Raw genomic sequence first — 26,555 nt, forward strand, 5'->3', positions numbered from 1 at the left:
AATGACTTCCGTTTTAAGCCTGATTTTTCGTACCTCCCTGAGATTATGTCTTGGGACGAGTATGCTTTCTCTAAGGGAAAGATGAGTTTTATTGCTCAAAATTTTGATAATCTTAATATCATCACTGTTCTTGAAGGAAGAACACAAGCTATCATCCGGAATCACTTTCTTCGCTACGATAGAGCCGTGCGCTGTCAGGTGAAAATCATTACTATGGATATGTTTAGCCCTTACTATGACTTGGCTAAACAGCTTTTTCCAAACGCTAAAATCGTGTTGGATCGTTTCCATATTGTCCAACACATGAGCCGTGCTATGAGTCGTATGCGTGTCCAAATCATGAATCAGTTTCATCGAAAATCTCATGAATACAAGGCTACCAAGCGCTACTGGAAACTCATCCAACAAGATAGCCGTAAACTGAGTGATAAGCGATTTTATCGCCCTACTTTTCGCATGCACTTAACCAATAAAGAGATTTTAGACAAGCTTTTGAGCTATTCAGAAGACTTGAAACACCACTACAATGTCTATCAGCTCTTACTCTTTCACTTTCAGAACAAGGAGGCAGATAAATTTTTCGGACTCATTGAGGACAATCTTAAGCTGGTTCATCCTCTTTTTCAGACTGTCTTTAAGACCTTTCTAAAGGACAAAGAGAAAATCGTCAATGCCCTTCAGTTACCCTATTCCAACGCAAAATTGGAAGCGACGAATAATCTCATCAAACTTATCAAACGCAATGCCTTTGGTTTTCGGAACTTTGAAAACTTCAAAAAACGGATTTTTATCGCTCTCAACATCAAAAAAGAAAGGACGAAATTTGTCCTTTCTCGAGCTTAGCTTTTCTTCAACCCACTACAGTTGACAAAGAGCCGTAAAATTTTGACATGATAAAACGCATCCTATCAAGCTCACTCAAACCTGATAGGATGCGTTTTTATCATTTCACTAAAATATTTTTACCTAGCCTCATTTTTCTTCTTGATTCCGTTTAAGGGAAAAATGGTCTGGGACGTGGTCCTTACCTGTTTTCGACCAGGGATGGCAACGTAAAATCCGAGCCAAGCCCATCAAAACACCCTTGAAGCCATGTTTTTCAATAGCCTGAATCATGTAGTTGGAACAAGTCGGCTCAAAGCGACAAGAGGGTGGAAAGGCTGGCGAGATAAACCGTTGGTAAAAGCGCACAGGCGCTATTAAAATTCGTTTCATTATTTCTTGGTTACAGCCATGGTGTGTAGTTGGCTGATTTCTTTTTTATTAAGACGACGGGATTCACCTGGACGGAGTCCTGTCAAGTCTAGGTGTCCAAAACGTGTACGAGACAACTTATCTACTTGAAGACCGACAGCTTCAAACATCTTTTTAACCTGGTGGTTACGCCCTTCATGGATGGTCAACTGCACCACAGAGCGGTTTTTGACTGGATCCACTTTGAGAATCTCATAGACAGCCGGCTTGGTTTTCTTACCATCAATCTCCAGTCCACGGGTCAAGGGGCGGAGATTATCCTTATTGGCCACACCTTTAACACGCGCGACATAAACCTTGTCAATCTCATTACGAGGGTGAATCATCTCATCCGTAAAATCCCCATCATTGGTCAAAATCAAGGCTCCTGATGTATCCCAGTCCAAACGACCTACAGGGTAGATGCGCTCTTTCACGTTGGGCAAGAGGTCCACAACAGTCTTGCGGCCCTTGTCATCTGTCACGCTGGAAATGACACCGCGTGGTTTGTTAAGCAGATAGTAGACCTTTTCTTCGTTGTAGATAGGTTGACCTTCAACTTCTACCTTGTCGCCTGACTTGATGGTCGTTGATAGTTCACGTACCACCTGGCCGTTAACCGTCACCAAGCCTTGCTTGATCAACTCTTCTGCTTTTCTCCTACTGGCCACACCTGCGTGGGCAATATACTTATTGATTCTCATCTTCTTCTATCCTTTCACCAAATAATTGGCTTTCTTGGGCTTGAATCTCAAGCTCATCAATCACTGGTAATTCTTCCAGATGGTTAATTCCCATATAATCTAGGAAATAATCTGTTGTCACATAGAGGTTGGGGCGCCCCAACACTTCTTTTTTCCCGTCTTCTCGTATCAAGTCAAAGGCCTGCAACTTTGCTAAGGCCCCACTCGAGTTGACCCCACGAATGGCATCAATTTCTATCCGTGTGATGGGTTGCTTGTAAGCAATGATGGACAAGGTCTCAAGGGCAGCCCTAGATAAACTCTGGTTGATAGGTGCCTTAGAGTATTCCTTCAAAATCTCTGCAAATTGAGGCTTGGTCACCAATCTATAAGCGCCCCCTGTCTCAATCAGAGCCAAACTGGAATCTGGGTCCTTTTCATACTTATGGGCTAATTTTTCTAAACTCTGTTGGATGCCTGTCGGGGGAAGCGATAGGAGTTCAGCCAACTGACGGACTCGAATCCCATCTTCGCCTGCTACAAACAAGAGCGCTTCTATTTCTGCTAAAGTACTCATCTTTCCTCTCTATCAAGTCTAACTTTGGGCCACTTGACTTTCTTCCTTCTTTTCCATGAGATAGATATCTCCGAAACTCTCCTCTTGCACGAGGATCAGCTCCTGGGTTTTGATTAACTCTAGGGTTGCCAAAAAGAGGGTGATGACCTCTTGGAGATTCTGGGCTTCCTTAAACAAATCCTGCAAGCGCAATTGATCTCGTCCAGTTAAGGACTCTTTTACGATAACCATCATGTCCTCAATCTTATACTCATCCCGCAAGATGGTCGTGTGATTCTGAGAGAACTCCTCTTTTTTCTTGGCTAGGATATTTGAAAAAGCCAAAAAAAGGTCAATGGTCGTCTTGTCATGCACAAGCTCCGCATCTTCGTAAATCAACTCTGTCGGCGCTTTGGAATAGTACTGGGCCCGTTCTTGGTGCTTGGCTTCCAAGTGCTCACCCAAGAGCTTGAATTTGCGGTATTCTTCAATTTGGGAAAGAAGATCCTGCTCTAGGTCATCCTCCAAGTCTGTCACTTCCGCTACCTTTGGAAGAAGCTTGCGGCTCTTGATCAACATGAGCTGACTGGCCATGACCATGTACTCACCCGTCACTTCCAGACGCATGGCCTGCAGGGTTGAGACATAGGCTAGATACTGTTCGATGACTTCTGTAATGGGTACATCGTAAATATCCATCTGGTACTTAGAAACTAGGTGCAAAAGTAAGTCCAGAGGCCCTTCAAAATCTTTTAATTTAATATCCATTATCTATATTTTTCTAAGGTCAGGACTGTTTTTAATCCTAATTTTTTTGCAATTTCGTACAAATCAACCTTGTTTTCAATTTGTCGTAGAATGAACTGTTCCCGCAAGGCTTGGGCTGACAGATATGGGAAACCTTTCTCCTTGACAAAGGACTCTAGCTGACGGAAGGCCCACTGACGAGAATAGGCTTTTCCTGCCCTTTCAAAAAGATAGGTCTGGCCCATTAATGGTTCCAATTCTGAAAGCAAGGTTGTGGGAATGGTGACAATCCTCTGTTGAGAAGCCTTCTTGATTCGCAACACTTGAAAGTCCAAATTGATATCTGCAACCTTGAGGGCTAAAATCTCACTCGGCAAAAGTCCTATTTCTAGGATTAAGAGCGCTAGCAAGCGTCCTTCTGGATAATTACTTTCCTGCCAAAAAGAGGCTAAGTCTAACAGTTCTGGTTTTTCGGTCTTCTTTTCAGCTTGTTTGGCTAATTCCAAGCGATAAAAGCTGTCCACCTCTCCTTTTTGATAGAGAAAGTAGAGAAATTGGTTACAGGCCGAAATCTTTCGCTTCTGGGCGCTGATTTTTAGATTGGCTAGCTGGGCTTGGTAAATCTTGAGACTAGTCTCCGAAATCCGCTCGCCCACAATGTCTAAAAATTGCTCCAAATCATACTTATAGGACTGCTTGGAATTGGCAGACAAACCCTGCTTTTCCTCTAAAAAGGTTGAAATCCTGTCTCTCATTTGCATCGAATCTCATATTCCTTACTAAAGTCATGCAAGAGGGCATTGACTGCCTTGAGGATAGATTTGCGAGTGATAATTCCTTGGAAAATCCCTGACGCATCCACAACTGGCAAGAAGGACTCATCTACCAACTTGTGCAAGACCTCCGTAATGGTAAAATCAGGCGAGACGACCGCTACGTCCGTTCTCGTCATATGAACGATATCCGTATCTGCCATGATTTCTTGACTCAAGTCATGCTCCATCTGATAAGCCATAATATCTCTGAGCCCAATCGTCCCAACAAACTGTTTTTCATCTGTCACAACAGGAACACGGGTATAGGTCATCTGACTGAGCAAGAGGGTAGCGTGATCCGCATTGTGGGTATCAATCAACACAGCCAGATTTTTAGCAGGAGTCAAAAATGTTTCCTCCTGCCCCAACAAGAAAGTCTCAAACTCCTTGGCAATCATCGGCTAAACTCCTTGGACAAGCCCGGATACACCTCATGGTCTCGTGTCAAAAAGTCCACTTTGAAATAACTGTCATCAATCTCCACACGAGCATAGAGACATTCTCTGATAGTACCACGTGGTTGACTGATAGAGCCTGGATTTAGAAAGAGGGTTTTGCCTTCCATCCAAGCACTTGGCACATGCAAGTGACCATAGAGACAGATATCAGCCTCTTCCTCCTGAGCCCAGTAGTCCAACTTTTGAAAGTTGAAATTAATGTCAAACAAGTGTCCATGAGTTTGGATAATCTTGGTCGAACCAAGCTCAGTCACCAAACGTTCTGGATAGCCAGCGTAGAAGTCCATGTTCCCTTTAACTACACGGATTCCCTCCCAAAGTGGGGAATCAGGACGCAGTTCAGAATCGCCGTTATGAAAAACGGCATCAACTTTGCCTACATAGCGATCACGGATTTCTTCCACAATCAAGCTATCGCCATGAGAATCGCTCATTACAATGATGGTTTGCTTTGCCATGATGGAAATACCTCCAAAAGTTTCTTAACGGCTAAGGCACGGTGAGATTGACTATTTTTTTCTTCAAGGGTTAATTCAGCTGAGGACTTACCTGTCTCCCCTACAAGGAAGAGAGGGTCATAGCCAAAGCCATTTTCACCCTTAGGTTCAAAGTTAATGTAGCCTGGCCAGTCAGCTTCAACAACCAAACTTTCCTTGTTTGGACTGGCTACGACTAGGGTTGTGTGGAACTGAGCCGAACGATCCTTGAGTTCAAAGACCATGGCCAATTCGTGCAAGAGTTTGGCATTGTTTTCACGGTCAGTTGCTCCGACGCCTGCAAAACGAGCCGACCAGACACCAGGCAAACCTCCCAAAACATCAACTTTAAGTCCAGAATCGTCTGCAAGAACCATCTTGCCCGTTAATTGAGAAATGGTTTCTGCCTTGAGACGGGCATTTTCTTCAAAGGTCATGCCTGTTTCTGCTACTTCAGGCAGGTCAGGATAGTCATTGAGATTTTCCACATCGTAGCCTAACTTATCAAAGATAGCTCGGAATTCCTTGGTCTTGCCTTCGTTACGAGTCGCAATCAACAAGGTTTCTCTGACCTTATTAGTTTCAAAGAAGTCTTGAACATCAACACCTTCTTTAGGCAATTCTACATGCAGGAGTTGCCCATTTTCAACTAAGAGAAAAGCCCCCTGACGTTGTATAATTTCCAAATTTCGTCCCATTTCTTGGTTGAGGATATCTACCACAAAAGACCATAAACGGTAGAGAGAACCATAGCGTAAAACAATCACAGAAATAGGAAAACCTCGATCCTCATCTCGAAATCTTTGGGCAAACTCTAATAGAGGAAAATCCAAGTCATCATCCATCAACGTCCGGACGCCACCAAAAATACCATAGGACCCGACATACCAGTCCTGTTCATCCTTGTATTCATAAATTTTATTTGTCATAATTCTACATGCTCCACATGAATCTCTTTTTCCAGCCATTCTTCACCAATTTGTGCAAAACTTTGGCTGCTGGCTGTTGTGTAAAAACGGTGATGAAGTGGTCCAGCATCGCGACCACGATTGATTTCAAAATAATTGAGTAAGACTGAGATGTCCCGTACGCACTCTGCCCCACTATCAATGAGCTGAACCTTGGGTCCCATGACATTTTGAATAATGGGTCTGAGGAGTGGATAATGGGTACAACCCAAAATCAGACTATCCACCTTTCCAACCAAGGGACGCAGGGTTTCATAGACTACTTTCTTGGTGACGCTGGTTGACAGAGCACCAGACTCCACCAAGGGAGCAAACTTGGGACAGGCCAAACTCTCCACCTGTAAGTCCGGATCCAAATCATGGATTTTCTGACGGTAGATGTCTGATTGTACCGTCATGGGTGTTCCAATCACTCCGATTTTCCCACCTTGGCTGGACTTGATGGCTGCTGAAGCTCCTGGCAAAATCACACCTAGAACAGGAATGTCTAGTTGAGCCTTAATTTCTTCCCAGACGACTGCAGTCGCAGTATTACAAGCAATGACAATCATTTTGACATCCTTGGTCAAAAGAAAGTTGACCAACTGCCAAGTATATTCACGAATTTGCTCAGCAGGACGGGGCCCGTAAGGCGCCCGTGCCGAATCTCCAATATAGACGATTTCTTCATGGGGAAGCTGGCGCATGAGCTCGCGCACAACGGTCAAGCCCCCGACACCCGAATCCAAAAAACCAATTGGTCGATTATCCATACAGTCTTCTTTCTAGTCTTTTTTCTGATTGATAGTTCATTATGATTATTTATCCTTATGAACTGAATGACATCCTAATCAACAACTATCTCTCTTAATCATAATCAAATATCAATAGAATGCAAGGAAAAAGTCTCATCCCTAAACCATAGCCAACATAGTGAGAAGTCTGGAACTTTCATCCCAGACTTTTCCTTATTTATTTTTTCTTTTTATTGTTAGCAAGGGCTGCTTTTTGTTGGCGGATGATTTGGTGATAAACTTGTTGCACCTTGGCTTCGCTTGGTTTTTGACCATTTGCACTCAAAAGAGTACGAACTGCTTCAGCATTCAAACGTGGGTTGTCAGCAAATTCTTTTTCGATTTGCTTACGAACCAAATACATTCCTCCAAGAGCTCCTCCTAGAAAAGCTAGCACAATCAATACAATTGCTAATAGTAAATCCATCATATTTCTCCTGTTTCTTTTTGAGTCTCTTTCATTATACCACAAACTAACCCCCCTGACTAGTTTGTTTTACGCTTTCAAGAAGGGTAATAGACAACAAAAAAGGAGCCCCAGATTTCTATGAAAGAGGGCTCCTTTCTGCGTTTAATTTACATAGATAGCCAGTGTTTGATAGGGTTTGAGTAGAATTTTTTCAGATACTTCTCTTGTCTTGTTATTTAAAATCAAATAAATGCATTCTATAAAATTAATATAGGAACAATAAAACAAAAGAGAAGAAAATTATTTCCTTGGCCGGCATCTAACTCATTAAACTTTCGTTTAGAATAAGAAAACTTATTATCCATTGCAATTACATAAATAATAAATAACACTGATAATTATAAGTATTTAAAATTAAGTCATCAAATTAAGTCAACTAGAATAGACTTGTTCGGTATCTTGTTGAATCTTTTCAACTACAATCTATAGGTGTTATTATGGATTATTTAAACTAATTTAAACATGCAAAAACTGATGGCTAGTTGGAACATTAAAAATTCAATTTCTAACCAGCTAATCTTGCTTCAAATAGTTATCGAACAAGTCTAATAAGACAACAATTAATACTAAAGAAGAACAAACATAATAAACACTACACTAAAGAGCACTTGGTACTTAACTTTATCCTCTATTCTCCATATTTGGTAAAGATAATCTAAATCGAATAATAATCATCCTAACAATAGAACCTAAAATGAAGATTATTATAAACGTCGAAATTCTAGAAAAACCTATAAAATGGGTCAAACTATAGTACGAAATCCCTACACCAAAAGATAATAATGCATAGATATCCTCTTTCAAGACACTAGGAACCTCATTGATTAATAAGTCTCTTATTATACCCCCGCCAGCCCCAGTTAAACATGCCAATAATCCAGCTGACATTAAATTGAGTTTAGTTTCGATTAAAACTGTAGGTCCAATTAAAGAAAATATAATTAAACCAATCGCATCGAAGACTAAGTAGGCTTCGCGTAACCATCTATAAGTTTCTGAATTATAGGCATAATTTGAACGATTTAAAACAACAAAAATATACATCATAACCGCAACAAATATCGCAAGATAAATCGAACTGGGATCAAGAAGTGCCGAAGGAAATCTACTTATTATCGAATCACGTAAAATACCACCCCCAACAGCTGTGACAATAGCCAACAAACTAATACCAAAAATATCCAGATGTTTATCAAAACCTTTTATAGCACCAGATGCTGCAAATGCAATCGTTCCAACATAATTACATACTAAAAGGAATAAGTCAAAGTCCATTTTTACTCCTCAATTATTTTATTAACCCTTTCTGACTTCTTGAAGGTATTTATATATACTAACTTCTGACATTTGAAATATAGAAGCAACTTTTGAAATAGAATCTTTAAATTCAAAACAACCTTTTGCATCTAGTACTTGAACTATTGAAATTTTTTCCGATTTACTTAATTTATATTGTGATAAGTCTTTCCCATTTGTTTCTTTCAAAATCAAATCATCTATTAACGAATCAACTGACTGATTAAAGTTTTCTACTATAGTTTCATCTGTAGATGTTTTATCTTTATCACCGAGTAGATTTTCATCAATGATAGATATTCCTGATTCAAAAAATTTTTTTAGAGATATCATTTTAGATTTATCACTATTTATACAAATCATCCCAACTAATTCATTGAGTTCATCTTTAATAAAATAGCTTGAAGAATATAGATTTTTACCTGAATAAGTTCTGCTCCGATAATTTACTAAATAATCACACTCAATGTAAATTTTATTTCTGACAATATCTAAAACAAAATCAGTCGCAGGTGACCCTATTTTCCTATTTGATAAATTATTTTTAATATAGACTAAGGAATGATCAAAACCATTCGTAAAATCTTGTAGAACGACTTCTGTATCATTTCCTAGAACAGTTGCCAAAAAATTGATTAAAGGGATATATATTTTTAGATCCTTATTCATTTTACTTCCTATCTCTATCTAATGCATTTTTCGTAAAGTCTATCATATTAGAATTAATTTTACAAATATTTGAAACGCTTATTCAGCTTTACAAATTAGTTCGAATAATGCTTGAGCATAGATAGCTGTAATTAATACTAAGTCATTGACCGGAATAAACTCATTGGCTTGATGCATGGTATCTTCTGTACTAGGAAATAATGCTCCGAATGCAACTCCTTCTGACAACAAACTTGCATACGTTGATCCACCTATAACCTTTGTATATCCTTTATCACCAGTTTGATTTTCATAAATTTTTAAAAGAGTTTTCACTAACTTAGTATCTGGCGATACAAAATGTGGATCTTTCTTAACGACAATATGCAAATCTTCATCTTCAAAATACTCTTCTAAATGCGATTTAATTTCACTAGATGACTGACTGAATGGAAAACGGATGTCAGTTACTATTCTCCCTCCTGAACTACAATCATAATTTGCAATTCCCACATTAAAAGTCAATTCACCTATTTCTGATTGATGGTTAATACCTAAATTTTTACCATCAGTTGTTTCATGAAAAGATTCTCCCATATGACTTAAAAAAGACTTCCCATTTTTAACAGGATGCTGACTTAAAAACTTAGCTAAATAAGTCGCAGCATTTACACCTTTACTTGGGGTTGAACCATGGGCAGATTTACCATATAGAGTAATCTTTAGTTCTTCATCATTCTGATCTACTTGCCCAGATACATTTGGGTGCTCTACTAAAAATTTTTGGAAGCTGTCGGTAATATCTGATTTAGCTCCCCCTTTTAGACGGGCTTCCGCTAGACCCGGAACCATATTTTCTTTAGTTCCACTCTTAAATTCTACTAAACAATAAGTCCCAGTTTGAGAGTCATCTTTCCCCTCTTCTATCGTAAAGTGAATTATACCTTTTTCTCCATTAACCACTGGAAAATAAGCATCTGGAACGAAACCTTCCCTTGGAAGTTTTTCAATAGTTTTATAATAATTCAAACATTCCCAATTTGTTTCCTCATCACTGCCTACAATCAGTTGTAGTTTCCTTTTGGGAAGATAACCACGTTCCTTCAACAACTTCATAGCAAAAAAAGCACAAACTAGGGGACCTTTATCATCCAAACTACCTCGAGCAATTAATTTACCGTCCTTATAGGTAGGTTCAAATGGATTACTATCCCAACCAGTTCCCACAGGAACTACATCTACATGACCTAAAACTCCAAAAGGCTCCCCAGTTTCTCCCCAGTCAATACGAGTAACAAGCGGTCCGTAATCATTTACCTTAAAACCGGCTTCAGAACCCATTTTTTTGATTTCATCAATCGCTTGTTTGGGTCCTTCTCCAAGTGGGGCACCATCAACCGGATCACCTTTTACCGAATTGATACGAAGCAAGCGTTCAATATCATTTAGAAGATCTTCTTTTCTATCTTCCACTACATTTTTCCAATTAATAGTTTCCATCTTTATACCTCCATAATTAAAAGAAAAACACAAAATTTTACAGATTCAATACAAATGATATTGTAAAATTTTGTGTTAGTTCTTTAGCTTTCCAATGCTTGTTTGAAATCTTCGATTAAATCCTCGATATTCTCAATACCACAAGAGAGTCTTAATAAGCCATCCACTACACCTTGCTCCAATCTTTCTTCTGGACTAAGGCAGGCATGAGACATTGTTGCTGGATGAGAAAGAATAGATTCAACTCCACCAAGACTAACTGCCAAGATAGGAATACGAATTTTTTCAGTAAAAGCAATCAATTCTTCTTTTGAAGACAATTCAAACGATAGTACTGCTCCACCATTTTTTGATTGACCCATATGTACTTCATGATTCGGATGATCCTTTAATCCAGGATAGTAAACATGTTTCACCCTTGGATGATTTTGCAAAAATTCAGCCAATTTTTGGGCATTCTTAACTGCATGGTCCATACGTATTCCCATTGTTTTCATACCACGCATGATTAACCAAGCATCTTCAACTCCAAGGATTCCCCCAAAGTTCTTTTGGAACAATTTTAATTCTTGATAGTATGTTTCACAATTAGTAGCAACAAGACCTGCAATGACATCACTATGTCCATTTATAAATTTAGTAACACTTTCAACTACTATATCAACTCCGAGTTTTAGAGGTTCTTGCGCTAAAGATGTCATAAAGGTATTATCAGCCACAGTAACCAAATCATGCTCCTTAGCTAATGCCACAATCTTTTTAATATCGCAAACTTTTAAAAGTGGATTTGATGGAGTTTCAAGATATATCATACGAGTATTCTCACGTATGGCTTTTTCTACTGACTCTATGTCAGCCATATCTACAAAAGTGTATTCAATCTTGTATTTTGGAAGGAGATTATTTACAAACTGACATGTACCCCCGTATACCTCTTTAGGTAAGATAACATGCTCTCCAGCATTAAGTAACATTAATACATTGGATATCGCAGCCATACCTGATGAAAAACTAAGGGCATATTTTGAATCCTCTAGACTTCTAAACCCATCTTCAAGTGCGTCTACTGTTGGATTTGAAAAACGAGTGTACAAGTATTCTTGACTATCGTCATAGAGATGTTTGTTATGAAAAGTTGATGTTTGGTAGATAGGAATAGAGGCAGCACCAGTATAAGTATCTAATACTTTATAGCCATGTAATAGCTTGGTATTTTCTCTCATTCTTCTACCTCCGCAATCGCTTCAATTTCTACCAAAGCCCCCATTGGAAGAGCTCCAACTTGGAATGCTGTACGTGCTGGATAATCTCCGTTAAAGAAAGCTTGATAAACCTCATTGAACGCTTTAAAATCAGTAATATTACTCAAATAAACAGTTGTTTTGACAATCTTATCCATAGAGGAATGATTATCTTCTAAAATCGATTTGATATTGTTAAGAGACTGACTTACTTGCCATTCAATAGTATCTTCATCGATTTTCCCCGTTGAACGGTTAATTGGTAGTTGACCTGATGTAAAAATAAGGTTACCTACAAGTGTTGCTGGGGAATAACTACCTACTGCTGCTGGAATTTTTTCACTACTTAATCGTTTCATTTTATGCCTCTTTTCTTTTACATTTCTCCAAATCATCAATCCTACTGGTAAAACAAGGTAACCAATAATCATTGCTACGATAGCAAATGTATTCAATGATACATCTCCTGATTTACTTACGATTGTAAATTGTGATGCCCAGTTAAATTTGTATAATAAAATTACTGTTAAGATACATCCAAAGAATGGAACGATAACATCAAATACAAAGCTCTTCTTAGCACTTGCAACAATTTCTTCTTTTTGTTTTCCAAAGTAGAATACCATAACAGCCAGAGGAACTATGATAAATTGGATAAAACGTGAAATTGAACTTAGAACAATAATACTAGTCATATTATATTGGAATGCCATAGGAAGTAAGATTGCTGCTCCAATTGTCACTAAAAATGCACGAAGCGGAAAATCTTTGCTAGTTCTAACTTTAAACCATTCTGGAACTTGATTTTGCATTGCCATTGCTTCCAAGATACGTGGAGTGTGGAATGATGCAGCTACGTTTATACCAAACATAGAAACCAAAGCACCTACAAGAATGATTGTACGAATAATTGGATTTGAGAATACTGCTGCAAGTGCTACTACTTCTTTTGTCGTCACAATAGCAGATGGATTAATCATCATAGCTGTCCCAACAATACCTAGATAGATAACAGCTATTATCCCAATTGCCAATGGAATTGCCTTTGGAAGATTTTTCTCTGGTTCTTCCATATCTTGAGCACCACAGGCCACACTTTCAAAACCAGTGAAGGCATAAAATGCTGCAATAACTGCCATTACGTAAGCTGAAATATCCATATTTTCGCCCAACTTAGCCCCAGTGCTATCAGTCAGATTTTTAATTGTATCAAATTCATTAACACCAGTAAATAACACAATTGCTAATCCTACGAGAATAGTTGTAACAAGAGCTCCTACTTTACCAATAGTAGACAAGTTATTGATAAGCTCAAACAAACGTGTTCCCAATAAATTGATTACAAGAAGGATTCCCATTAGTATAACGAACCCAATTGTAACGTAAGTCAAATTACCATTATCAAATCCAAACATATTAAGAACTGTTTTAACTACCGCAGTTCCCATTACACCCCAAGCAATACTTGCTGCAATGTAGCGAGTAATCCCTACATAGAAGCCGATGTTGTCTCCAAATGCAGCTTTAGCATAAGCATAAGAAGCTCCACCTTTGGAAACATACTTAGCCGCTGATGCGAACGTTACTGCTAAAACTGATGCAAATATCGCTGCCATAATATAAATGATAAGCGCCTTATCTCCTGCTTTAGCTACAACCCCACCAGGAGAAAGGAAAATTCCCGTACCAATAATAGAGTTAATTGTCAGAAGGACAATCGAATAAAATCCTAGCTTTTTTTTCATTATTTTTCTCCTATTAAATTTCACACATTTGACAATCTTTACGTGAATTATTAATCAATGCACTAAATAACAAGTTCATTTGCATTGATTTCTTGTGCATCATTTCAGGATGCCATTGTACCCCAATTAACATCGGGTAATCCTTATGTTCAATTGCTTCTACAACACCATCCGAGGCTCTAGCCACAACATTAAAATCAGATGCTACATTTTTCATAATTTGATGATGAAATGAGTTAACCATCACTCTATTCACTTTTACAATCCTATGTAACAATGAATCATCAACAACATCTACTGAATGAGTAACTTGCTCTGGGAAGTGCCCTTGCCAATGTTTTACGGCTGCTGTATCACACATTGAGACATCTTGATAAAGAGACCCCCCATGATAAACATTAATAACCTGTGCTCCACGACAGATACCAAGAATAGGGATGCGTTTTTTTTCTGCACGTTCTAACAAGGCAAAATCAAACTTATCTCTTTCTGGAAATATATCTCCCATCTTAGGACAAGGCTCTTCGTTATAATTCATAGAACAAACATCGTGACCACCAGATAAGATCAATGCGTCAATTTTATCAATATAACTATCTAAAACTTCAGTGACATCTGATACAGGTATAATAACAGGTATCCCACCATTTTGAATTACAGAATTAACATAATCTTCATTGACATAGCTTCTATGATAACCAGGAAACATTCCTCCCTGATCTATCATAACACTACCTGAGATTCCAACTATCGGCATCTTATTTACCATAAGATAGACCCCCTTTTTTGAAAATATTTTTTATTTTATTATAAAATTTTATAACTCATTTACAATTTCATTATACAACAAAAAGAATCCGTTTTCAACAAAAAATTATATTTTTTTATAAAAAAATATAATTTTTTGTTGAAATAGTTTTAGATATGGTGGTTTGAAACTAGAATAGTACGATACAGCTGCTAAAATATTTCTATAAATTAATATTCTTTTCCTAATCGATTTGCTCATATTTTATTCCAATCCACTGTATCACAAAAAAGATAAGGTCTAATTCAGATCTTATCCTTTCTAGTTTATTCTTTGATTTTCGCTTAATATGAACATTTCTTTCCCACGTTATCGTTACATAATCTTCATCACTACTACGAAAATGTTTAAATACTTTAGATTTCTGAGCCACCTTATACACTATATATACCTTACTATCACACTTCTGTTCCTATAGACACGATTTTTCTATCCCTTCATCTGACGATTATTATTTCCAGCATCAGGCTTGAGAGTCACTATTGGGTTCACCGGTAGCAGGTGCTCACGGAGAACTTCCGACTCAGATGTACAACATGAGCATCGCAAGAAATAAAAGACTGAGACACTGGATCTCAGCCTTTTTATTTACCCCAAAACCAATTCATCACTGACTAGACTCTGGCCACTATTTTTCTGGAATAGATGCATGAGATCTTCGACTGTCAGATGCTTTTTCTCTTCTCCTTTTACATCCACCACTATCTTGCCTTGATAGAGCATAATGAGACGATTGCCGTACTCAATAGCATGGTTCATATCGTGGGTAATCATCAAAGTCGTCAACTGATGGTGTTCCACAATTTTTTGCGTCAAATCCATCACCATTTGACTCGTTTTAGGGTCAAGGGCCGCAGTATGTTCATCCAAAAGCAAAAGTTTGGGTTTCACCAGAGCTGCCATGACTAGGGTCAAGGCCTGTCTTTGCCCTCCTGAGAGGTATTGAGTATCTACTTTTAAGCGGTTTTCAAGGCCAATATTCAACTCCTTCAAGGCCTCTTGGAACTGGATTCTATCCTTCTCCTTCACGCCCCAACCAAGCCCTCTCTTCTGCCCGCGTCTCAAGGCAATAGCCATATTCTCCTCAATCGTCAAACGAGAAGCTGTTCCCATCTTAGAATCTTGAAAAACTCGGGCGATATCCTTGGCTCTCTTTCTTACACTCAGATTTTTAATGGATTTGCCTGCCAATAAAAGGTCCCCTTCATCCACAGATAAATTACCAGCCAAGATATTCATCAAAGTGGATTTCCCTGCTCCATTTCCACCAATTACAGAGATAAAATCTCCCTCTTCAACCTCTAAATCTAATCCTTTGAGGACATGGTTCTCATTGACCGTCCCTGCTTCAAATGTTTTGTGAATATTTTCAAGTGTTAACAAACTTGCCATAACTTTCTCCTCCTATTCATTTCTCAATTTCAGACCACGAATCTTTAATCTCTTTTGCAATTCTGGCGCAAATAAAACCAAGGCAAGCAAGATTGCATTAAAGAGACGAACTAGGTTTTGATCTAGATTTGGAATTTCATAGATATTTAAAATAATCAAACGGTAAACAATAGCACCAATTCCGATGGATAACAAGCGGCCTCCAATGGTCAAGTCGTGAATCAAGACTTCCGCAATAATGACTGCACTCAAACCAACAACGATAGTTCCTGTCCCAGAAGTCACATCTGAAAATCCATCATTTTGGGCAAACAAGGAACCACATAGGGCAATCAAGCCATTTGAAATCATGTAACCAACAATCTTCATCGTGTCTACATTGACCCCATTGGCCTCACTCATCGGAATATTGTCCCCAGTCGAACGCAAGACCAAGCCAATCTCTGTTTTCATCAAAAGAGTCAAGACCAAACAAACAAGTAAGAGACAAGCTAAACTGAGTGAGAAAACAGCTTCTTCATTTGTCAGTCCTAAGCTCGCCAACTGTTTAAAGACAGTCGAAGAATCTCCCAAGGAAAGATTGGGCACACTTCCCATGATTTTAATATTGATGGAATAAAGCCCTGTCAAGGTCACAATCCCTGTCAAGAGAGCTGGAATTTTCATCTTGGTGTGAAGCATTCCTGATACAAGACCTGCTACCATACCTGCCAGCAAAGCAAGTAAGGTCGCAATCCAAGGATTTGTCCCTGCCTGTATCTGAGATACAACGACTGCTGCCCCCAGAGGAAAGGCTCCTTCAGCAGTCATATCTGCAATATCCAAAATACGGAAAGTCAAGTAGACCCCAATAGCCATAATCGACCATAGCAAACCTTCTGATAAACTAGATAATACAAAATTCATCTCAAACCTCCTTATTCCTTGCCTTCTAACTTACTAATATCAATTCCCAATGCATCTGCCATTTCTTGATTGGTATGCAATTCCAGTTTTTCAGGCAACTCAACTGCTATATTTTCTGGCTTCTCACCTTTTAAGACACGAATCAACATGCGAGCTGTCTGTCTTCCTAATTCTTCATAATTGGTTCCGTAGTTATACAAGCCACCAACAGCAATCATTTCTGTTGAACCACCGAATACTGGAACCTTGTGTTTAATAGAAACCTGCTTAACTGTTTCCATGGTTGACGAAATGATATTATCCGTTGGGACAAAAACCATATCCACCTCTGCCATCAAACTCTCTGCTGCCGCCTTGACGTTGTTACTGTCCAAGATTGTTTTTTCAACAACGGTAAAGCCTTTTTCTTCCAGAAGACGCTTAGCTTCATCCTTTTGGACAACTGAGTTTGGCTCGCTCTGAGTATAAAGAATTCCAATTGTTTTAGCTTTTGGCAACACTTTCTTTATCAAATTGATTTGGGTTGAAATGGCATCTGATGACTGGTCACTTGTCCCAGTCACATTGCCCCCAGGATGCTCTCTTGACTCAACCAACTTGGAACTGACAGGATCTGTTACCGCTGAAAAGATAACAGGTGTCGTTTGTGTTGTATTGGCCAAGCTCTGAGCAGAAGGCGTTGCAATAGCTAGAACGACATCACTAGATTCTGCTAGTTGCTGGGAAATCGTTTTAAGATTTCGTTGTTCTCCCTGTGCATTTTGCAAATCAATCTCGATATTTTTCCCTTCAACATAGCCTTGCTTGGCCAGCTCATCCACAAAGCCTTCTCTGGTAGCGTCTAGAGACTGGTGGGTAATAAATTGTGAAATACCGATACGAAATACATCTTTTTTCTTATCTGCCTTCAACTGATGCAAACTGATCAGAGAGGTCAAGAGGATCCCCACTACCAAGAGGGGGGCTAGTAATTTTCGAACAACTTTCATAATGAAACTCCTTCTCAGAAAAGATAAAACAAAAAACCGCCTAGATACTATCTAAACGGATGCTTGAAATAATCTAACAAGTTACAACTTAGCTAGTCCATTTAGATATTCATCTATATGGACCACAATCAAAAATCTTAGCCACATAGATACAAACAAATTGCTTGAACTGTTTGCATCCATGGTGACATGTCTACAAACACTATCTAAAGTAGCTAAAGTAAAAGTTTTGATTCATCGTTACAGCTTGTCTCTTATTCATTTCTTTTTCTGCTTTCTTTTTTGATGTTTCCTATCTTACCACCTTTTTCATCACCTGTCAAGAATATTTCAGAATTTTTTAAAATTTTTCGAAAATTCTTTCATAATTCTTTCAATTCTTTTAGGATAATTTCAAAGATTTGCCCATTAGACAAAATAGAACGATTTGAAGACTTTTATGGTATTCAGTTGTACTAGAGTTTTTTAAAAGTGTTTTGATGGCTTGTATTTCTTCTTTGGTTGATTTCATATCACTATTATATAATGCGTTTTGATTTTAGTATAGTATTAAACTGACTCTTGGCAGTCGGACAAAAAATCGACAGTTATTTTATACTGTTTAAAACCAATAGTCAATACGACAATCTCTTTACTTTTCGGTTATCAACTCTGTAGATTGCTAACATATCCAAAATAAGCCAAGTATCCCGAGGATAGGCAACAGAAATGAATTATTTATACTCTGGATACCACTTCAAATCACGAACTGCTTTAGCCATATCTGTTTCCTTAGCACGCGCAAGACCTTGCTCTTGTGCTTTTTTAGCGACTGCTTCTGCTACTTTAATAGAAACATCTGCTACATACTTGAATGGTGGCAAGACAGGAGCTCCTGGTTGGCCTGGATTGACAATACCACTCAATGAATGAGCTGCTGCTCCAATCATTTCATCAGTCAAAAGACTTGCTTCAGAAGCCAGCATACCTAGACCAAGACCTGGGTAAATCAATGCATTATTGGCTTGACCAATCACATAGTCGACACCTTTATAAGAAACTGTATCAGCAGGAATTCCTGTTGCGACAAAAGCTTTGCCATCTGACCATTCAATCAAATCTTTGGCACTAGCTTCTGCTAGTTTGGTTGGATTTGACAAAGGGAAAATCATCGGACGCTCTGTGTTTTCACACATAGCCTCTACTATTTCTTTAGTGAAGGTATTAGGTTGAGTTGAAGTTCCTACAAGAATGGTTGGCTTCACAGTCTTCACTACTTCAAGCAGGTCAGTCAACTTGTCTGCATTACTAAAGTCAGCACGTTTCTTAGCAAACGGTTTTTGTTCAGGAGTTAGGTCATCCATGTCATCAAAGAGAAGACCTTGTTTATCAACCATAAAGAAACGTTTATAGGCTTCTTCTTCAGAAAGACCTTCACTCACCATTTCACGAAGAACACGAGCGGCAATTCCTGCGCCCGCAGTACCACCACCATAGCAGAGATAAACTTGATCTGTTAATTTTTCACCACTAATATCCAGTGAACCAAAGATACCACCCAAGGTAACGATTCCTGTACCTTGAATATCATCATTAAAGGTCGGAATTTGTTTCCGGTATTTTTCAAGAATATTGGCAGCATTCAAGCGGCCGAAGTCTTCCCAGTGAAGGTAGAGTTTAGGAAAGAGACGTTCTGCTGTTTGAACAAATTGGTCAATGAAGTCGTAGTAACGATCTCCGCGGACCCGTTCGTGACGATTTCCTAAGTAATTAGGATTGTTACGAAGTTCTTCACGGTTAGTCCCAGCATCAATGACTAAAGGAAGGACCATCGAAGGATCGATTCCAGCAGCACCCGTATAGACCATCAATTTCCCAACAGAAATATCGACACCATTTGTTCCCCAGTCGCCAATTCCAAGGATTCCTTCTGCATCTGTTACAACAATGAGACGAATCTCGCGACCCCCGGCAGCGTTTTTCAAAGTAGCTTCAATATTTTCAGGATGATTAATATCAAGATATCCCGCATATTGGGGATCTACAAAAAGATCACTATAGCCTTCAATCGTATCTGCAATGGTTGGATCATATACAATTGGATTGAATTCTTTCAAATGTTGAGAAAAGAGGTAATAGAAAAGAGTCCTGTTGGTATTAAAAATTTCCATTAGAAAAAGACGTTTTTCCAAATCATTGGCTTTTGTTTGCATTTGTGCATAAGTTTGCGCCGCTTGTTCTTCAATCGTTTGAACATACGGTGGCAGTAAACCAATAAGGCCTAGTTCCTTTCGCTCCTCTAAGGTAAAGGCAGTACCTTTATTGAGGAAAGGATTGTTTAAAATATCATGTGCAGTCATAGTGCAAGCTCCTTTTTACTTATATTATACCACATGAAACGAATTGTTCGTAAAACGTTGTTGTTTAAATAATACAATTGTATACGCATATGTTATAAATTTCTGAACTCATCAAACTCTCGATGATCTCTCTTTACTAAAAGTTTCGAGTAAAATAAACCAATCATACAAATTGACAATCCTAATTAAAATAAATATCATCTAGGTATGTTATGTAATACTTTGTATTTTTTAAGGTGTTTTTTGTCATATAAAACTTGTATTCTATTTATATGACAACTAAAAACTATTTACAACAATATATTTCCCAAAAAGTGAAATATTTTCGAACACAGAATAAAATGTGCCAGGAAGAACTTTCGGAACAAGCAGGACTCGTGCTTAAGTATATCAATCAACTTGAAAACCAAAATGTGAATCTGACCATTCACAGTCTTGAAAAAGTGATTGACGCCCTAGAAATGACCCCAGAGGAATTTTTCAATTTTGATAGCCTTGAATCAACCTCTGATAAGAGTGACAATCTTTCACTCAAAAGAATCAACATGAAGATTAAACAGCTCCCTATTGATAAACGAGAAAAAATGTTGGTCATTTTTGAGAGTATCTTAGATAATCTTTGAGATCCCTGACTCACTTACATTTTAACTGGTGAATACTCGTATAGTCAAATTGTAGGATACGGATAAAAATTATTTATCTGCTGTTTTCCACTTATTTTCCTTCTCCAACTAATGAAAGTGAACCCATATGAATTTAAAAGATCTACAATATTTTTATGACCTCTGCCAGCTTCAATCCTATACGGAAGTAGCAAAACAACATAAAGTCAGCCAACCATCTATTTCTTATGCTATCAAGCGCTTAGAGGAATCCTTTAACTGCAAATTGATTCACCATGACCCCTCGCATCGTTCCTTCAAGCTAACTCCTCAAGGGCAAATCCTTCTAAAGCATACAGAACTGATTTTACCTGAGGTCATTTCTACTCGCAAAGAAATTAATCGCTCCTTGGCACAATACTCTACTGTAGGATTCCCTCCTATTATCATTCAGTATCTCTTTGCTGCCTTAAACGAAAAAGATAAATTCGATTTTTTAAAAAAGATACGCCCTATCCGCGGTGGCTCCGTAGAGTTATTAAACCTTCTCCTTAAGGGAGACCTTAATGCAAGCCTACTCGGTTTAATTGAACCTCTCAATTATCCTTCAATAGAGACACACGAGCTATTTCATAAAGAACTGTATGTCGTTTTATCTAAGAACCATCCTTTTGCCACTGTTCCTTCCCTCGCTTTTGAAGAATTAGTAGATCAATCCTTTATACTCTTAGACGAACACTTTGTTCACCTGAAAGCTTTTGAAATACTTAATCAAAAGTATCAAAACAAGGCAGAAATATTCTTTAAGACGGATGATATTGTCATTCTTAAAGAACTTTTAAAGAAAGGGATTGGCCTTAGTTTACTGGCTGATATCGCACTTTCTGATGAAGATGATGATTTAATAAAAATCCCTCTTATACCGAAGGATAAGATAACTTTTACAGTTTATTACGCTTACCTTAAATCAGCTACACCGTCATCAGAAATAGAAGCCTTATTTAAACTCCTTAAATCATATGAATAGAAAAACTCTAACTATCAATGAACTGATAGCTAGAGTTTTTTACATTGTAGATATTATACTCAATGAAAATCAAAAAGCAAACTAGGAAGCTAGCCGCAGGCTGCTCAAAACACTGTTTTGAGGTTATAGATAAGACTGACGAAGTCAGTCACATATATACGATAAGGCGACGCTGACGTGCTTTGAAGATATTTTCGAAGAGTATTAGACTATAGTAGATTGAAGCTAGAGTAATACGCCGCGACTTCTATAACTTTTCTAGAAATTAATTTGACTTTCCTAATCAAGTTGTTAAGATTTTATTTCATCTCACTATAATTCAATGATTTTCTAAGAATTCTATTTCTCTCGAAAACTCTTTCAAAGTTTTTTCAAATCAGTCCAACAAAAAAGGTTTATAATTCCCATATCAATTTTTATGGAAATTATAAAACCATTATTAGTTTAACCCTTGTTGGTAACGCGCCAATTCGGCTTGGTTAGCCCAAACATAGTGACCTGGACGGATTTCTACCATAGATGGCTTATCAGTCTCATAGTCGTGTTGACTTGGGTCGTAAACTTTCAAGACCTTCTTACGTTCCAAGATTGGATCTGGGATTGGTACCGCTGAAAGCAAGGCTTGAGTATATGGGTGAATTGGATTGTTAAACAATTCTTCTGTTTCTGCAACCTCTACAATAACACCCTTGTAAATAACTGCGATACGATCTGAAATAAAGCGAACGACAGACAAGTCATGGGCGATGAAGAGATAGGTCAAACCAAGTTCTTTTTGGAATTTTTTGAGCAAGTTCAAGACTTGAGCACGCACAGAAACGTCCAAGGCTGAAATGGGCTCATCCGCAATAACAAAGTCTGGTTGCATGACCAAGGCACGGGCAATACCGATACGTTGACGTTGACCACCTGAGAATTCATGAGGGTAACGAGTCAAGTGCTCAGCAAGAAGCCCCACTTCACGGATAATATTTTTAACTTTCTCTTTACGTTCTTCTTCATCCTTGAACAGATGATGATTGTAAAGACCTTCAGAAATAATATAATCAACAGTCGCACGTTCATTCAAACTTGCGGCAGGATCTTGAAAAATCATCTGGATACGACGAATCAATTCTGCAGCTTGTTCACGCGATTTCTTACCATTAATCTTTTGACCATCAAAAATGATATCCCCATTACTTGTATCATTAAGACCGATGATGGCACGACCAATAGTTGTTTTCCCACTACCTGACTCACCTACAAGCGAGAAAGTTTCTCCCTTGTTGATAAAGAAGTTAGCATTTTTAACTGCGACAAACTTCTTACTTCCTTCACCGAAGGAAATTTCTAAATCTTTGATTTCTACTAATTTTTCAGACATTTCCTTCCTCCTAGTCAGCCAGATGGGCAAATCCCATTTTTTCACGAATCTTATCATGGAGATTTGCAATCACAGCTGGTTTTTCTACTTTTGGAGCATCCTCATGAAGTAGCCAAGTTTTAGCCCAATGTGTCTCTGATACTGAGAATTGAGGAGCTTTTTGTTCGAAGTCAATCTGCATTGCATAGTCAGAACGCAAGGCAAAGGCATCACCTTTCAGGTCAGTATAAAGTGACGGAGGTGTTCCTGGGATTGAGTAAAGATCCCCTTTATCATCAGCAAGCTGAGGCAAGCTAGACAAGAGACTCCATGTATATGGATGGCGAGGGTCATAGAAGACTTCCTCAACAGTTCCATACTCAACGATTTCTCCTGCATACATAACCGCTACCTTATCTGCAATACTTGCCACCACACCAAGGTCGTGGGTGATAAAGATTGTTGTGAAATGGTACTCATTTTGCAAAGATTTCAACAAATCAATGATCTGTGCTTGGATAGTCACGTCCAAGGCCGTTGTTGGCTCATCACAGATCAAAACATCAGGACGACAGGCAAGGGCAATAGCAATAACGATACGCTGACGCATACCTCCAGAATATTGGAAGGGATATTCATCAAAACGTCTTTCCGCTTCTGGAATTCCAACCTTATTCATGTAATCTATCGCCAATTCTTTTGCTTCTTTGGCTGTTTTACCTTGGTGTTTCACAATAACTTCTGTGATTTGACTACCAATTGTTTTAATTGGGTCCAGACTCGTCATCGGATCTTGGAAAATGGTAGCAATCTTAGCACCACGAATTTGTTCCCAATCCTTGTGAGAAGACAAGGCTGTCAAATCCTGACCACGGTAGTCAATACTTCCTTGGGCAATGCGACCATTTTCTTCAAGCATACCTGTGAAAGTCTTTGTCAAAACAGATTTCCCTGATCCTGACTCACCTACCAAGGCTAATACTTCTCCTTCAACTAGTTCAAGGGAAACGCCGCGAATGGCTGTCAATACTTTGTCACGAACGTCAAATTCCACGACAATATCGCGAGCAGTCAAAATTACATTTTTTTCTTTTGTCATTTCTACTCCTATCTATGTGTACGTGGATCACTAGCATCCGCTAGGTTTTGACCAACTACGAAAAGTGACAAGGATACCAAGACCAAAGTTGTCAATGGAATCCAGAAGAGGTATGCATTTGTTGTTACGTTCTGTGAATAATCTGAAATCAATCGACCTAAACTTGGTACTGTAATAGGCAATCCAAGTCCAAAGAATGACAGAAAGGCTTCATAGGAGATAAATGCTGGAAGCATTTGTGATGTAGTCGTAACAATAACAGATACCAATTGTGGCATGATATTTTTAATGACAATTTTGTATGTTGGAGTTCCGAGTGTGCGTGAAGCAAGGTTGTACTCTAAGTCACGGTAACGCATGATTTGGATACGAATTGAGTAGGCAATCCCAATCCATGTTGTTACACTCATTGCAAAAATCAGATTCCAGAATCCAGCTCCGATTGAGTAAGTCAAGACAATGACAATCAAAAGAGATGGGATGTTTGAGATGACGTTATAAACTTCCATCATCACACGGTCTACTGATTTCGAAATTCCCCAAATACCACCGACAAAGACACCGATAACCAAGTTAATCACTGTCGCAATCACAGAAATGAGGATAGAGTTACGAGCTCCGAACCAAACACCGTCAAAGAGCGATTTACCGTTACTGTCAGTACCGAACCAATGCTCAGCATTTGGCTTAATATAACGAGCACTAAAATCGTTCACTTTGCTGACATCATTGAAATCAAACTTAGAAAACATTGGGTAGATGAAACTCATCAAAATGATAGCTACCAAGATTCCCAACATGACTACAGTTGATTTCTTCTTCATAAATTGTCTAAACACTGAACCCCAGTATGAATAAGCTGGCGCATCAATGGCTTCAGAGGCAAAATCGTCACGTTTTACAAACTGAAATTTTTCTTTATCGATTGTAGACATTATTTGCCTCCTTTCTCAGTCAATTTAATACGTGGGTCAATAATAGTCATCCAAATATCTCCCAAAAGAAGTGAGAAGATAGAAATACATGTAAAGATGAAGACAAGACCTACGACCATAGAGTTATTAGATGCTTTTACAGAGTCAATCAACATTTTACCCATACCTGGGAAGGCGAAGACTGTTTCAGTAAGGGTTGCACCACCGATAACCCCGATAACAGCACCAGGAATCCCTGAAACCAGCGGAACCATGGCATTTTTAAAGATGTGTTTGTTTGAAATTTCTTTTTCAGACAAACCTTTTGCACGAGCAAAACGAACAAAATCCTGTGATTGCAAGTCAATCATGTAACGACGAATCCAAATAGCGGTACCAGGAGCACCCAATAAACCAAGGATAACTGCTGGTAAAACATACGAACGCCAATCTCCAGCACCCAAGATAGGGAATGAATCTGGAAGACCAATTGATGATCCAATCAAACGAACAATGTAAACCAAAGCAATGGTTGGAAGAGCCATCAAGAAGGTCAAAGCCCCTGTTGAGAAGCTATCAATCCAAGTGTTCTTGAAGCGAGCCATAGCTGAACCAAGTGGCACGGCAATCGCATAAGAAATCACCAAACCGATCAATCCAACGATTGCAGAGCTAGCAATCATAGAAGGATATTGGTAGTTGCTTTCAGTAGCAGTATATGGGTCATCTTTCCCATAGTTAGCTACTTCACGTGAATCAGCCTGACTAGGAGACTTGTAGGTTCTTGAGTAAATATTTACAGAAGAAGTTTTCTTACCTGTTGGGAACTGAACTTGAGATGTTTTTGTTTGCCCTTGACCCTGAGTAATAACCTGTAAAACAGGGCTATTAGCATAGGTTGGATAAGAGTCACCTAAATTAATGTTCACAAAGTTTTGATGCACAAATGGGAACTGACTGTTGAAGTACAAGAGATATTTGTGTTTAGTTCCTGAACCAACCAAGGACCATCCGATAGCTGGATCATTTTCAAAACGAAGGTAACGTTTCAAGTCTGGATTTTCAGGGTCTTGAATTTTATTAGTATGATCAATGTCAATCAAGTTAGCATAGAATTTGAAAACACGTTCAAAAATCGGGATTTCACGAGTAGCGTAGAATTGGCCACTTTCAGTAAATTCTCCCAGGGTCCAACCATGACCGATTTGTTTGATGTATTTTTCATAGATAGCCTTGTTGGTGTCATTGGCTTCAACTGTTACAGAAGCATCCATCTGGCTAGCTTTTTCTTGCAACTCTTTGGTATCGTAGTACTCGATATAGCCCATACGCTCATAAACAGTATTCTCATAGTTATCACGTTTATCAGCAGTTGTCGCAATCTTATTATAGTTGGTATCCTGTTTGAAAATCAATTTTCGAGGAACCATTGTATAGATGATCGTGTAAGTCAAGGTTGTTACTAAGAAGATAGAAACCAATGACCGCAAAACACGCATAAAAATATATTTTTTCATATCATTTCC

The 26,555-nt window shown here is 38.5% G+C and carries 27 protein-coding genes and 2 pseudogenes; 3 read left to right on the forward strand and 26 right to left on the reverse strand.

Going from position 1 to position 26,555, the window contains the following annotated elements; all coding sequences use genetic code 11:
* Window positions 1-843: ISL3 family transposase (locus QM818_RS04650; protein ID WP_414299971.1), on the forward strand; the 843-nt coding region annotated here is incomplete at its 5' end.
* Between the two features lie 129 nt (window positions 844-972).
* On the opposite strand, the gene yidD is transcribed toward QM818_RS04650, so the two are convergent.
* From yidD to QM818_RS04760, 22 genes and pseudogenes are all read right to left on the reverse strand, one after another.
* Window positions 973-1,215, reverse strand: coding sequence for a membrane protein insertion efficiency factor YidD (gene yidD / locus QM818_RS04655; protein WP_261081334.1), 243 nt, complete (start codon window positions 1,213-1,215; stop codon window positions 973-975).
* The gene (locus QM818_RS04660) at window positions 1,215-1,937 is read right to left on the reverse strand and encodes a pseudouridine synthase (RefSeq protein WP_261031656.1); all 723 of its coding nucleotides are present in this window, start codon (window positions 1,935-1,937) and stop codon (window positions 1,215-1,217) included. The genes yidD and QM818_RS04660 overlap by 1 nt, the downstream gene beginning before the upstream one ends.
* Window positions 1,924-2,493, reverse strand: coding sequence for an SMC-Scp complex subunit ScpB (scpB, locus tag QM818_RS04665; RefSeq protein ID WP_261031658.1), 570 nt, complete (start codon window positions 2,491-2,493; stop codon window positions 1,924-1,926). The genes QM818_RS04660 and scpB overlap by 14 nt, the downstream gene beginning before the upstream one ends.
* 18 nt (window positions 2,494-2,511) lie before the next feature.
* Window positions 2,512-3,240, reverse strand: a complete 729-nt coding sequence (locus QM818_RS04670) for a segregation/condensation protein A (protein ID WP_261031659.1) — start codon at window positions 3,238-3,240, stop codon at window positions 2,512-2,514.
* Window positions 3,240-3,974 (reverse strand): site-specific tyrosine recombinase XerD, encoded by a 735-nt coding sequence (gene xerD, locus QM818_RS04675; RefSeq protein WP_414299972.1) that lies wholly within the window; start codon window positions 3,972-3,974, stop codon window positions 3,240-3,242. Before xerD ends, QM818_RS04670 begins: the two co-directional genes overlap by 1 nt.
* Window positions 3,971-4,432, reverse strand: coding sequence for a cyclic-di-AMP-binding protein CbpB (gene cbpB / locus QM818_RS04680; RefSeq protein ID WP_020903098.1), 462 nt, complete (start codon window positions 4,430-4,432; stop codon window positions 3,971-3,973). The genes xerD and cbpB overlap by 4 nt, the downstream gene beginning before the upstream one ends.
* Window positions 4,429-4,950 (reverse strand): metallophosphoesterase, encoded by a 522-nt coding sequence (locus QM818_RS04685; RefSeq protein ID WP_001118952.1) that lies wholly within the window; start codon window positions 4,948-4,950, stop codon window positions 4,429-4,431. Before QM818_RS04685 ends, cbpB begins: the two co-directional genes overlap by 4 nt.
* Window positions 4,926-5,936, reverse strand: a complete 1,011-nt coding sequence (locus QM818_RS04690; protein WP_414299973.1) for a nucleoside-triphosphate diphosphatase — start codon at window positions 5,934-5,936, stop codon at window positions 4,926-4,928. The genes QM818_RS04685 and QM818_RS04690 overlap by 25 nt, the downstream gene beginning before the upstream one ends.
* Window positions 5,894-6,688 (reverse strand): glutamate racemase, encoded by a 795-nt coding sequence (gene racE / locus QM818_RS04695; RefSeq protein ID WP_000370376.1) that lies wholly within the window; start codon window positions 6,686-6,688, stop codon window positions 5,894-5,896. The genes QM818_RS04690 and racE overlap by 43 nt, the downstream gene beginning before the upstream one ends.
* Before the next feature lie 199 nt (window positions 6,689-6,887).
* Entirely contained in the window at window positions 6,888-7,136 is a 249-nt protein-coding gene (locus tag QM818_RS04700) for a YneF family protein (protein WP_000364990.1), read from the reverse strand.
* Between the two features lie 663 nt (window positions 7,137-7,799).
* On the reverse strand, window positions 7,800-8,453 hold the full coding sequence (locus QM818_RS04705; protein WP_414299974.1) for a trimeric intracellular cation channel family protein: 654 nt from the start codon (window positions 8,451-8,453) through the stop codon (window positions 7,800-7,802).
* 21 nt (window positions 8,454-8,474) lie between these two features.
* Window positions 8,475-9,143 (reverse strand): helix-turn-helix transcriptional regulator, encoded by a 669-nt coding sequence (locus QM818_RS04710; RefSeq protein WP_414299975.1) that lies wholly within the window; start codon window positions 9,141-9,143, stop codon window positions 8,475-8,477.
* Window positions 9,144-9,221: 78 nt separating this feature from the next.
* Window positions 9,222-10,622 (reverse strand): dipeptidase PepV, encoded by a 1,401-nt coding sequence (gene pepV / locus QM818_RS04715; RefSeq protein ID WP_414299976.1) that lies wholly within the window; start codon window positions 10,620-10,622, stop codon window positions 9,222-9,224.
* 83 nt (window positions 10,623-10,705) lie between these two features.
* A complete protein-coding gene (locus tag QM818_RS04720) occupies window positions 10,706-11,845 on the reverse strand; it encodes a trans-sulfuration enzyme family protein (protein ID WP_414299977.1) in 1,140 nt (379 codons plus the stop codon).
* Window positions 11,842-12,258, reverse strand: coding sequence for a Rid family detoxifying hydrolase (locus QM818_RS04725; protein ID WP_414299985.1), 417 nt, complete (start codon window positions 12,256-12,258; stop codon window positions 11,842-11,844). The genes QM818_RS04720 and QM818_RS04725 overlap by 4 nt, the downstream gene beginning before the upstream one ends.
* Window positions 12,235-13,608: pseudogene (locus tag QM818_RS04730) on the reverse strand (APC family permease); the annotation flags it as partial. The pseudogene QM818_RS04730 and the gene QM818_RS04725, both read right to left, overlap by 24 nt.
* 13 nt (window positions 13,609-13,621) lie before the next feature.
* Window positions 13,622-14,365, reverse strand: coding sequence for a gamma-glutamyl-gamma-aminobutyrate hydrolase family protein (locus QM818_RS04735; protein ID WP_414299986.1), 744 nt, complete (start codon window positions 14,363-14,365; stop codon window positions 13,622-13,624).
* 639 nt (window positions 14,366-15,004) lie between these two features.
* The gene (locus QM818_RS04740) at window positions 15,005-15,808 is read right to left on the reverse strand and encodes an ABC transporter ATP-binding protein (RefSeq protein ID WP_414299978.1); all 804 of its coding nucleotides are present in this window, start codon (window positions 15,806-15,808) and stop codon (window positions 15,005-15,007) included.
* A 12-nt stretch (window positions 15,809-15,820) separates the two neighbouring features.
* Window positions 15,821-16,714, reverse strand: a complete 894-nt coding sequence (locus QM818_RS04745) for an ABC transporter permease (RefSeq protein WP_020903094.1) — start codon at window positions 16,712-16,714, stop codon at window positions 15,821-15,823.
* 11 nt (window positions 16,715-16,725) lie between these two features.
* Entirely contained in the window at window positions 16,726-17,703 is a 978-nt protein-coding gene (locus QM818_RS04750) for an ABC transporter substrate-binding protein (RefSeq protein ID WP_000869843.1), read from the reverse strand.
* Between the two features lie 391 nt (window positions 17,704-18,094).
* Window positions 18,095-18,214: pseudogene (locus tag QM818_RS04755) on the reverse strand (IS630 family transposase); the annotation flags it as partial.
* 202 nt (window positions 18,215-18,416) lie between these two features.
* Window positions 18,417-20,042, reverse strand: a complete 1,626-nt coding sequence (locus QM818_RS04760; RefSeq protein ID WP_414299979.1) for a malolactic enzyme — start codon at window positions 20,040-20,042, stop codon at window positions 18,417-18,419.
* 272 nt (window positions 20,043-20,314) lie between these two features.
* On the opposite strand from QM818_RS04760, the gene QM818_RS04765 reads away from it, so the two are divergent.
* Together QM818_RS04765 and QM818_RS04770 are read left to right on the forward strand one after the other, a co-directional pair.
* Window positions 20,315-20,665 (forward strand): helix-turn-helix domain-containing protein, encoded by a 351-nt coding sequence (locus QM818_RS04765; protein WP_414299980.1) that lies wholly within the window; start codon window positions 20,315-20,317, stop codon window positions 20,663-20,665.
* Window positions 20,666-20,792: 127 nt separating this feature from the next.
* Window positions 20,793-21,671 carry a LysR family transcriptional regulator gene (locus QM818_RS04770; protein ID WP_414299981.1) on the forward strand — a complete coding sequence of 293 codons (879 nt, stop codon included), beginning with the start codon at window positions 20,793-20,795 and terminating at the stop codon, window positions 21,669-21,671.
* Window positions 21,672-22,110: 439 nt separating this feature from the next.
* Here QM818_RS04770 and QM818_RS04775 read toward each other — a convergent pair whose 3' ends face one another.
* The 4 genes from QM818_RS04775 to QM818_RS04790 are packed head-to-tail and all read right to left on the reverse strand — an operon-like array spanning window position 22,111 to window position 26,546.
* Window positions 22,111-23,037 carry an ATP-binding cassette domain-containing protein gene (locus QM818_RS04775; RefSeq protein WP_001291284.1) on the reverse strand — a complete coding sequence of 309 codons (927 nt, stop codon included), beginning with the start codon at window positions 23,035-23,037 and terminating at the stop codon, window positions 22,111-22,113.
* 10 nt (window positions 23,038-23,047) lie between these two features.
* Window positions 23,048-24,115 (reverse strand): ABC transporter ATP-binding protein, encoded by a 1,068-nt coding sequence (locus QM818_RS04780; RefSeq protein WP_247932239.1) that lies wholly within the window; start codon window positions 24,113-24,115, stop codon window positions 23,048-23,050.
* An 8-nt stretch (window positions 24,116-24,123) separates the two neighbouring features.
* On the reverse strand, window positions 24,124-25,050 hold the full coding sequence (gene oppC / locus QM818_RS04785) for an oligopeptide ABC transporter permease OppC (RefSeq protein WP_049486660.1): 927 nt from the start codon (window positions 25,048-25,050) through the stop codon (window positions 24,124-24,126).
* Entirely contained in the window at window positions 25,050-26,546 is a 1,497-nt protein-coding gene (locus QM818_RS04790; protein WP_049486661.1) for an ABC transporter permease, read from the reverse strand. Before QM818_RS04790 ends, oppC begins: the two co-directional genes overlap by 1 nt.
* Window positions 26,547-26,555 lie beyond the last annotated feature (9 nt).

The sequence above is a fragment of the Streptococcus mitis genome (assembly GCF_047464035.1).
In the GTDB taxonomy this organism is placed as follows: Bacteria; Bacillota; Bacilli; order Lactobacillales; family Streptococcaceae; genus Streptococcus; species Streptococcus mitis_DX.

What these genes read in the sequence shown, in the direction of transcription:
- QM818_RS04700 (WP_000364990.1), bottom strand. Translation starts at nt 7,136, where the DNA reads ATGGATTTACTATTAGCAATTGTATTGATTGTGCTAGCTTTTCTAGGA.
- QM818_RS04705 (WP_414299974.1), bottom strand. Translation starts at nt 8,453, where the DNA reads ATGGACTTTGACTTATTCCTTTTAGTATGTAATTATGTTGGAACGATT.
- QM818_RS04775 (WP_001291284.1), bottom strand. Translation starts at nt 23,037, where the DNA reads ATGTCTGAAAAATTAGTAGAAATCAAAGATTTAGAAATTTCCTTCGGT.
- QM818_RS04735 (WP_414299986.1), bottom strand. Translation starts at nt 14,365, where the DNA reads ATGCCGATAGTTGGAATCTCAGGTAGTGTTATGATAGATCAGGGAGGA.
- QM818_RS04690 (WP_414299973.1), bottom strand. Translation starts at nt 5,936, where the DNA reads ATGGCTGGAAAAAGAGATTCATGTGGAGCATGTAGAATTATGACAAAT.
- QM818_RS04720 (WP_414299977.1), bottom strand. Translation starts at nt 11,845, where the DNA reads ATGAGAGAAAATACCAAGCTATTACATGGCTATAAAGTATTAGATACT.
- racE (WP_000370376.1), bottom strand. Translation starts at nt 6,688, where the DNA reads ATGGATAATCGACCAATTGGTTTTTTGGATTCGGGTGTCGGGGGCTTG.
- QM818_RS04750 (WP_000869843.1), bottom strand. Translation starts at nt 17,703, where the DNA reads ATGAAAGTTGTTCGAAAATTACTAGCCCCCCTCTTGGTAGTGGGGATC.
- yidD (WP_261081334.1), bottom strand. Translation starts at nt 1,215, where the DNA reads ATGAAACGAATTTTAATAGCGCCTGTGCGCTTTTACCAACGGTTTATC.
- QM818_RS04770 (WP_414299981.1), top strand. Translation starts at nt 20,793, where the DNA reads ATGAATTTAAAAGATCTACAATATTTTTATGACCTCTGCCAGCTTCAA.
- QM818_RS04760 (WP_414299979.1), bottom strand. Translation starts at nt 20,042, where the DNA reads ATGACTGCACATGATATTTTAAACAATCCTTTCCTCAATAAAGGTACT.
- QM818_RS04780 (WP_247932239.1), bottom strand. Translation starts at nt 24,115, where the DNA reads ATGACAAAAGAAAAAAATGTAATTTTGACTGCTCGCGATATTGTCGTG.
- QM818_RS04670 (WP_261031659.1), bottom strand. Translation starts at nt 3,240, where the DNA reads ATGGATATTAAATTAAAAGATTTTGAAGGGCCTCTGGACTTACTTTTG.
- QM818_RS04745 (WP_020903094.1), bottom strand. Translation starts at nt 16,714, where the DNA reads ATGAATTTTGTATTATCTAGTTTATCAGAAGGTTTGCTATGGTCGATT.
- xerD (WP_414299972.1), bottom strand. Translation starts at nt 3,974, where the DNA reads ATGAGAGACAGGATTTCAACCTTTTTAGAGGAAAAGCAGGGTTTGTCT.
- QM818_RS04765 (WP_414299980.1), top strand. Translation starts at nt 20,315, where the DNA reads ATGACAACTAAAAACTATTTACAACAATATATTTCCCAAAAAGTGAAA.
- QM818_RS04740 (WP_414299978.1), bottom strand. Translation starts at nt 15,808, where the DNA reads ATGGCAAGTTTGTTAACACTTGAAAATATTCACAAAACATTTGAAGCA.
- QM818_RS04710 (WP_414299975.1), bottom strand. Translation starts at nt 9,143, where the DNA reads ATGAATAAGGATCTAAAAATATATATCCCTTTAATCAATTTTTTGGCA.
- QM818_RS04725 (WP_414299985.1), bottom strand. Translation starts at nt 12,258, where the DNA reads ATGATTTGGAGAAATGTAAAAGAAAAGAGGCATAAAATGAAACGATTA.
- cbpB (WP_020903098.1), bottom strand. Translation starts at nt 4,432, where the DNA reads ATGATTGCCAAGGAGTTTGAGACTTTCTTGTTGGGGCAGGAGGAAACA.
- pepV (WP_414299976.1), bottom strand. Translation starts at nt 10,622, where the DNA reads ATGGAAACTATTAATTGGAAAAATGTAGTGGAAGATAGAAAAGAAGAT.
- QM818_RS04685 (WP_001118952.1), bottom strand. Translation starts at nt 4,950, where the DNA reads ATGGCAAAGCAAACCATCATTGTAATGAGCGATTCTCATGGCGATAGC.
- QM818_RS04790 (WP_049486661.1), bottom strand. Translation starts at nt 26,546, where the DNA reads ATGAAAAAATATATTTTTATGCGTGTTTTGCGGTCATTGGTTTCTATC.
- QM818_RS04660 (WP_261031656.1), bottom strand. Translation starts at nt 1,937, where the DNA reads ATGAGAATCAATAAGTATATTGCCCACGCAGGTGTGGCCAGTAGGAGA.
- scpB (WP_261031658.1), bottom strand. Translation starts at nt 2,493, where the DNA reads ATGAGTACTTTAGCAGAAATAGAAGCGCTCTTGTTTGTAGCAGGCGAA.
- oppC (WP_049486660.1), bottom strand. Translation starts at nt 25,050, where the DNA reads ATGTCTACAATCGATAAAGAAAAATTTCAGTTTGTAAAACGTGACGAT.